Origin of the sequence: Streptomyces sp. NPDC056296, assembly GCF_042268605.1 — a bacterium.
GTDB lineage: Bacteria > Actinomycetota > Actinomycetes > Streptomycetales > Streptomycetaceae > Streptomyces.
This window is the reverse complement of sequence record NZ_JBHJRX010000132.1, coordinates 1-1,304: the sequence shown is the minus strand read 5'-3', so window position 1 is coordinate 1,304 and position 1,304 is coordinate 1. Positions and strand designations below refer to the sequence as shown.

The 1,304-nt window shown below is 71.5% G+C and carries 1 protein-coding gene; it reads left to right on the top strand.

What is annotated here, in order from left to right:
- The coding region (locus ACFCZF_RS40730) for a DNRLRE domain-containing protein (RefSeq protein WP_376675969.1) at nt 1-1,304 on the top strand (1,304 nt) is incomplete at both ends.

Genomic DNA, 1,304 nt, shown 5'->3' with positions numbered 1-1,304 from the left:
TACACCTGGCAGCCGAGCCTGCCGGAGGACGGCACCTACCAGGTCGACGTGCACAGCGTGCCCGCCGTCGACCGGGCGACGAATGCGCCCTACACGGTGACGTACTCGGGCGGGTCGAAGCAGTACACCGTCGACCAGAGCGCCGGCACCGGCGGTGTGTGGAAGACGCTGGGCTCGCACCCGTTCAAGGCGGGCACGGCCGGCAAGATCGTCCTGGGCGACGCGCCGGCCTCCACGTCGACCGCGGTCGTCGCGGACGCCGTACGCTTCACCAAGGGCGGGACCGTCACCAAGAAGCCGGGCGAAGTGAGCACCTGGCACTCGTTCCCGGTGACGAAGACCGTCCAGCAGTGGATCGACGGCACCTACGACAACCACGGATTCGTGGTCAAGGCCGGCGACGAGAGCGCCGACGCCCCCAAGGGCGGCCCCCGCTACGAGGGCAGCGAGTTCGGCTACGGCGGCGAGAGCGCCAACTACCCGCGCCTGGTGCTGACCTTCGGGCGGCAGGGCGTGGCCCTCGACTCCCCGTCCGTCATCCACGCGACGGGCGCGGAGCTGCACTGGCCCGACTACCAGGACCCGGACACCGGCTCCACCGGCGACGACCTGGTCGAGTACCAGGTCCACCGCTCGGTCTACCAGTCGTTCACGCCGTCGGCGGCGACGCTGGTGGCCCCCCTGGACGGGGCGGCGAACGCCTTCACCGACACCACGGCGGTGCCCACCCCGGCGGACAGCGCCGACCCGTTCGGCCGCGCCTACTACTACATGGTCGCGGTCAAGACGAAGGACGGGCAGGTCATCGGCTCGCCCACCCAGCTGGTGCGACTGCCGAAGGCGGGCCGTACCACAAGGGTGATCACGGCCGGCCAGGACACCACCCTGTCCTCGGCGCAGCCGACGACCGCCCACGACACGTTCGACGAGTACGGGCCGCAGCCATGGCTGACGGTCGGCAACAACTCCACCACCTACGGCGACACCCGCACCCTGCTGGACTTCGGCGACCTCGGCGTCCCCGCGTCCTCGCGGATCCTTCAGGCCACGGTCCGCCTCTGGGGCACCCAGTCCACCCGCAGCGCCGAGGGAGCGGTCTACGAACTGCGCCCGCTCACCCGGGACTTCGACGAGAGCGCGACCTGGAACAAGGCCACCTCCGCCACCGCCTGGACCACGCCCGGCGGTGACATCGGCCCGGCGGTCTCCGACGTCGGCGCCATGAGCAACGACCCGGCCCGCCACGACTGGGACGTCACCTCCCTGGCCCAGGGCTGGGTAACCGACCCGGCCACCGGGCACGG